At 71.6% G+C, this 5,141-nt stretch carries 6 protein-coding genes; 4 read left to right on the top strand and 2 right to left on the bottom strand.

Annotation, left to right across the window (positions count from 1 at the left end; all coding sequences use genetic code 11):
• The 3 genes from AC08OX_RS14715 to AC08OX_RS14705 all read left to right on the top strand — a co-directional run.
• On the top strand, nucleotides 1-1,042 hold a 1,042-nt coding region (locus tag AC08OX_RS14715), incomplete at its 5' end, for a helicase domain-containing protein (RefSeq protein ID WP_476608341.1).
• Between the two features lie 21 nt (nucleotides 1,043-1,063).
• The gene (locus tag AC08OX_RS14710; protein ID WP_476608340.1) at nucleotides 1,064-1,606 is read left to right on the top strand and encodes a hypothetical protein; all 543 of its coding nucleotides are present in this window, start codon (nucleotides 1,064-1,066) and stop codon (nucleotides 1,604-1,606) included.
• A 67-nt stretch (nucleotides 1,607-1,673) separates the two neighbouring features.
• Nucleotides 1,674-2,066: a DUF2237 family protein gene (locus AC08OX_RS14705; protein WP_011436808.1), complete on the top strand. Its 393-nt coding sequence runs from the start codon at nucleotides 1,674-1,676 to the stop codon at nucleotides 2,064-2,066.
• Between the two features lie 31 nt (nucleotides 2,067-2,097).
• On the opposite strand, the gene AC08OX_RS14700 is transcribed toward AC08OX_RS14705, so the two are convergent.
• Nucleotides 2,098-3,033, bottom strand: a complete 936-nt coding sequence (locus AC08OX_RS14700) for a sulfotransferase family protein (protein ID WP_476608339.1) — start codon at nucleotides 3,031-3,033, stop codon at nucleotides 2,098-2,100.
• A gap of 160 nt (nucleotides 3,034-3,193) precedes the next feature.
• Between AC08OX_RS14700 and AC08OX_RS14695 the strand changes: the two genes are divergently transcribed.
• Nucleotides 3,194-4,138 (top strand): glycoside hydrolase family protein, encoded by a 945-nt coding sequence (locus AC08OX_RS14695; protein WP_476608338.1) that lies wholly within the window; start codon nucleotides 3,194-3,196, stop codon nucleotides 4,136-4,138.
• A 143-nt stretch (nucleotides 4,139-4,281) separates the two neighbouring features.
• Here AC08OX_RS14695 and AC08OX_RS14690 read toward each other — a convergent pair whose 3' ends face one another.
• Nucleotides 4,282-4,791 carry an ester cyclase gene (locus tag AC08OX_RS14690; RefSeq protein WP_476608337.1) on the bottom strand — a complete coding sequence of 170 codons (510 nt, stop codon included), beginning with the start codon at nucleotides 4,789-4,791 and terminating at the stop codon, nucleotides 4,282-4,284.
• Between the last annotated feature and the right edge of the window lie 350 nt (nucleotides 4,792-5,141).

The following is a 5,141-nucleotide window of genomic DNA, read 5'->3' as shown; positions in this document are numbered from 1 at the left end:
GGAGGCGACCGGGCCGGCCGGCGACCTGCTGGACCGGGAGATCGAACGGCCCCGCACCGGGCCGATGCGCGACATCATCGCGACGATCCAACCCGAGCAGGACGAGATCGTCCGGGCGGATCTCGCCGTGAGCGTGTGCGTCCAGGGCGCCCCGGGGACGGGAAAGACCGCCGTGGGGCTGCACCGGGCCGCTTATCTGCTCTACGCCCACCGTGAGCAGCTGCGGCGCTGCGGGGTGCTCGTCGTCGGCCCCAACCGCGCCTTCCTCGGCTACATCGCCGCGGTGCTGCCCTCCCTCGGGGAGTTCACGGTGCGGCACAGCACCCTCGACGACGTGGTGGGCGCGGTCGCCGTGCGCGGCACGGACCCCGACGACGTGGCCGCGCTCAAGGGCGACGCCCGGATGGCGACGGTGATCCGTCGGGCGTTGCACGGGGCGATCCGCCCGCCCACCCGGCCGGTCTCCGTGGACACCCGGGTCGGCCGGTGGACGGTCGGCGCCGACGAGTTCGTGGACCTGGCCGCCGACCTGATCGCGCAGCTGGGCGCGGGCGCGTTGCGCTACGGCACCGCCCGGGCACGCCTGGCCGGCCGGATCGCCGAGTCTGTCCGTCGCCGGGCCGAGGCGAGCGGACACTTCTTCACCGACGGGGCGCTGCGCACCCTCGCCCGCGGCCGGGCCGTCAGCGAGGCCGTCGAGGCGGTCTGGCCGCGGGCCGACGCGCCGGGCCTGGTGCACCGCCTGCTCACCGACCCGGCGTTCCTGGCGTCGGCGGCCGACGGGGTGCTCACCGACGACGAACAGCGCCTGCTGCTGACCGGCGCACCGCGGGGCGGGGTTCGGACGGCGCGCTGGTCGCTCGCCGACGCGTTCTGCGTCGATGAGGCCCGGGACCGCATCGAGAGCGGACCGGGCTTCGGGCACGTGATCATTGACGAGGCGCAGGACCTCTCCGCGATGCAGTGCCGCGCGCTCGGCCGCCGCTGCGCGGACGGCTCCGCCACCGTCCTCGGGGACATCGCCCAGGGCACCACCGGCTGAGCCGCGACCTCGTGGCCGACGTTGCTGGCCCATCTCGGCAAACCCACGGCGCACCTGGAGGTGCTGACCCGCGGTTACCGGGTGCCCGCGGAGATCCTCGACTTCGCGAACCGGCTCCTGCGCCACATCGCCCCGGATCTGCGTCCGGCGACCTCGGCGCGGACCACGCGTGGCGCGCTGACGACGGCCCCGACCACCCCGCAGGGGCTCACCGCCGCGGTGGTCGACTACACCCGCCGGACCCTGCCGCACCCCGGCTCGCTGGCGATCATCGTCGCCGACCGGGAGGTGGCGGCACTCGCGGCGGCGCTGGACGCCGCGCGGCTGCCGATGCCGATCGTCCCGCTCGACGGGGACACCCCACCCGGGCGGGCCTGCCTCGTGCCCGCCTCGCTCGCCAAGGGACTGGAGTTCGACCATGTCATCGTGGTGGAACCCGCCGCGATCGTGGCGGGTGAGGCGCGGCTGTTGCAGGGGTTGCGCCGGCTCTATGTCGTCCTCACCCGCGCCGTGAGCGCCCTCACCGTCGTGCACGCCGACGTGCTGCCCGCACAACTGCGGTGAGCGACCTCGCGGGCCCGATCCGGGTGGTTGCCGTGTCGCCACCGGACGAGTGGGAGAAACTGTCGATGTGGCAGATGAACGGAACGTTCTCGGTGGGGAACTGGAGCCCTGCGGCACCGATCCGGTGACCGGCTTCTACCGCGACGGGTGCTGCAGCACCGGTCCGGAGGATCTCGGTAGCCATACCGTGTGCGCGGTGGTCACCACCGAGTTCCTACGGCACCAGCGGCAGGTCGGCAACGACCTGTCGACGCCCCGACCCGAGTACTCCTTCCCCGGCCTGCGCCCGGGTGACCGCTGGTGCGTGGTCGCGGTACGGTGGCTGCAGGCCTACGAGGCGGGGGCTGCCGCGCCCGTCGTGCTGGCCTCGACGCACGAACGCGCCTTGGAGGTCATCCCGCTGGAGGCGCTGCGCGCCCACGCCGTCGACGTGCCCGCCGACCCACGATCACTCGGCTGACCTCGGCCGGCCCCGCCGGTCGCCGGCCCTGTCAGTCGATGATCTCGGGTTCGAGGCCCACGGTGAGCCAGTCGGCGTAGGACAGGCCGGTGATCTCCTCGAGGCGGGCGATGTCGTCGACGAAGTACGGCAGCACGGCGCGGTGCTGCTCGGCGGTGAGCTTCGGGCGTCCGCCCTTCTGCCGCTGCAACGCGGTGAGCAGCGGACCGCGGAAGGTCCTGCGCACGTGAACCGGGAAGTGGTGCCCGATCCGCCCACCGGTGCGCAGCGCCGCGCGCAGCACGCTGTTCACGGGGGTGTCCGCGACGAACGGCGTGACGTTCTCGGCGGGCACCAGGTCCACCAGACCCGTCTCGACGCCGAGGAACTCGCAGACCCGGTCCAGCGTGGCGGCGGGGGAGTCGCGCAGGTCCCGGTAGCGCAGCAGCAGGACCTGGTCGCGGGAGCACAGGGTGAACAGATGGCTGAGCTGCTCCCCGTACAGGCCGAGGGAGACGTAGTGCCAGAACTGGGCCCAGCCGGCGTCCCGGCGCTCACGCTCCAGAGCACAGGCCCGGACGAAGTCACGTTCCGACTCCAGCCCCGCCGCCCACAGATGGGTCCAGTTCGAGTGTGCGCGGTCGACCGGGTTGCGCAGCATGACGATGATCCGCGCCTTCGGCAGGAGCCGCCTGATCCGGTTCTGGGCGTCCAGGTCGTAGAGGTAGAACGGAGTGACCTCGCCCTTGAGCGTCCCCGCCGGAGCGGCATCGAACAGCGCTTCGTAGTCGGCCCGCCGCCACACGTGCTCCTGGTACGTCTGGGCGTCACCGGGGCCGCCCCGGGCCGGCGGCGGCCCCTGCGACAGGAAGAACTTCGGCTCCTTCACCGACGGGAGGAACAGCGCCGAGTGCCGGACGAGTGCCGCGTGCAGCGCCGTCGTTCCGGCTTTCGGCACGCCGATCACGAGGAAGTCGGGAAGGGCCATATGACGGGCGCTCCTGGACGGCTGGGGTCGGTGGGCGGCCCCGGGGTACGTACCTCGCATACTCCAGTAATCCGACCGGGGACCTCAAGATGGTAGCGGTCAGGGCAGGACGGCGTGAACGGAACGTTCGTCATCCTTACCCGGCCGGTAGGGTTGCCGCGTGGTAGTGAGCAAACAGCACTTGGCGGCGACGGCCGTACCGCTCCCCGGGCTGAGGCCTGCCGTGACCGTGGTCGCGCCGCCCGGTGATGGCCCGGGGTACTGGGCCGGCGCGCCGTGCGCCATCGCGGTGGGCGGCGCATTCTACCTGGCCTATCGGCTGCGCCGTCCCGTCGGGATCGGCCGGGGCTTCGGCGTCGTCATCGCCCGCTCCACCGACGGGGAGAACTTCACCGAGATCGCCGTCGTGCCCCGGGACCCGTTCGGCGCCGAGAGCCTGGAGCGGCCCGCTCTGGTGGTGACCCCGCAGGGATCATGGCGGCTCTATGTGAGCTGCGCGGCTGCGGGCAGCCCGCACTGGTGGGTGGACCTGCTGGAGGCCGACGACCCCGCGGCGTTCGACCCGGCCCGCCGCCGTGCCGTCCTGCCCGGCGATCCGGCCAGCCTCGCCGTCAAGGACCCGGTCGTGGTCCATTACGACGGGCAGTGGCATCTGTGGGCCTCCTGCCACCTGCTCGACGACCCGCTGGCGACGGACCGGATGGACAGCCGCCACGCCACGAGCCCGGACGGCGTGACCTGGACCTGGACTGGAACGGCGCTGGCGCCCCGCCCCGGCTGCTGGGACGCCCGCGGCGTGCGGATCAGTTCCGTGCTCACGGGCGGCTCCCAGCCGGTCGCCCTGTACGACGGTCGGGCCACCGCGGCGGAGAACTGGGCGGAACGCACCGGTCTCGCCGTCGGGGTGACCGTCGACCGGTTCCACGCGGTCGGCACCGAGCCGGTCGCGGTCTGTCCGGACGGGGACGGCGCCCTGCGCTACGTCAGCGTGGTCGAGCTCCCGGACGGCGGCCGGCGGCTGTACTACGAGGCCTCCCGGCCGGACGGCAGCCACGAGCTGCGCACGGAGCTGCATCCGGCCCCTGAGCCGCCCCCGGTGCCCTGAACGCCGCCGTTTTGCCTGGTTGGGCGGCATCCTGGCGGGGGTGCTGCCGGTTTTAGGGAGGGGTGTCGCGTTTGAGGGACCGGGTTCAGGGAGAGGTGTGGCGGCGCTCGCGACGGGGGCGTGCCCTGACCGCGGGTTTTGGGTCAGGCGATGGCCGCTCGGATGGGTTTGCGGTCGGTCAGGCCCACGCCGCCGCGCGGAGCGTCGGTCTCCCCCTTCATCTGACGGAAGATCGAGTCGTTGTCCCAGTACGCGCGCTCGGCAATGATTTTGCCCGGTTCCTGGCCGCTGAAGATGTAGAGCACAACGCCTTCGAAACGAACCGGACGACCCCGAGGGGCAATGCCGGCGAACTCGCCCTGATGTGTCCCTACCAGGGTCACCTCTCGCCAGGAGCAACCGGGGAGGTCGTATTCTCCGGTAACAGTGATGACGAAGTCCGGTAGGGCAAGGGCGAGCATTTCGTAGAAGTCCTGCACACCGCGGATGCCTTCGTAGCGGGCGTTCATCGGGACGACGTCGTAGAAGGCACGCTCGTCGCGCAGGAAGGTGTCGTAGACCTTCTCCCAATCCTTGGCGTTCTCCTGGCGGATGTGCTCCTCGATGGTCGCGCGCTGCCAGGAGATACGTTCCTCGGTAGCAATAGTGGTCATGGTCTCGGTTTCCTGGTCCTTCTCGTAGAAGGAGAATTCGTTGCGGATTCATCGTACGACAGGTCTGGACGCGGAACAGTTCGGCTCTTCGAATTACGGTGGATGTCGTAATTAGGCGGACACGCGTGGCGGGACGGCTTGGGTTACGGGATGCAGCCAGCAGGGCCGGGTGGATCGGGACACGGCGTTGCGGCGTCCGCCATGCTGGAGCGGAACGTACCGCCCGCACCGGTGATGATCGAGACTGTCAGGTCCCTGTGCGGCCCTTGCCGGCTTCTATCGTGACGGGTGACGCCAGGGCTCGGGGGCGCGCGTGCCCGCGGGTTCGCCCGGTCGGCGGGGGAGGTGGG

The organism is Frankia sp. CoBUL1, from assembly GCF_978021245.1.
This window is presented reverse-complemented; position numbering and strand designations above follow the sequence as displayed.

Excerpts from the sequence above, each read along its gene's own strand:
- AC08OX_RS14700 (WP_476608339.1), bottom strand. The coding sequence starts at position 3,033 with ATGGCCCTTCCCGACTTCCTCGTGATCGGCGTGCCGAAAGCCGGAACG.
- AC08OX_RS14690 (WP_476608337.1), bottom strand. The coding sequence starts at position 4,791 with ATGACCACTATTGCTACCGAGGAACGTATCTCCTGGCAGCGCGCGACC.